The organism is Mordavella massiliensis, assembly GCF_016902415.1.
Classification (GTDB): domain Bacteria; phylum Bacillota; class Clostridia; order Lachnospirales; family Lachnospiraceae; genus Merdimonas; species Merdimonas faecigallinarum.
This window is the reverse complement of the sequence record NZ_JACJLV010000126.1, coordinates 1-466: the sequence shown is the minus strand read 5'-3', so window position 1 is coordinate 466 and position 466 is coordinate 1. Positions and strand designations below refer to the sequence as shown.

Below are 466 nucleotides of genomic sequence, written 5' to 3'. Positions count from 1 at the left end.
TGCATAGAAGAAACGAAGATCAAAATATCTTGATCAAGACATCCGAGGTAATTGTTATAACAGGAAACTGTGTAATGATTACACACTTTGAAGAAAACAAAGCAAAAAAATTGGCCGAAGACCAACGCGTATAACGCTATATACGTGTGAGTTTTGGAAGAATACAGCGGAGGCAGCGCTTTGAAGCGGTCATCTCCAGAACGTCCCGTTCTGTCGATGTCATTTGCTTCGCAAATGTCTGCCGGATTTTTCAGACACATCAGGAAATAAATTTCCTGCCGTGCAGAAAAACCGCCACCCGCTTTCAAAGCTAGTTGGTCATGCATGAAAGAGCGTATGGTGGATGCCTTGGCACTGAGAGCCGATGAAAGACGTGATAAGCTGCGAAAAGCTTCGGGGAGGAGCAAATATCCATTGATCCGGAGATGTCTGAATGGGGAAACCCGGCGGAGAAGACCTCCGTCAC

At 45.7% G+C, this 466-nt stretch carries 1 rRNA gene; it reads left to right on the top strand.

What is annotated here, in order from left to right:
* Positions 1–316 precede the first annotated feature (316 nt).
* Positions 317–466 (top strand): 23S ribosomal RNA (locus tag H6A13_RS13100); the annotation flags it as partial.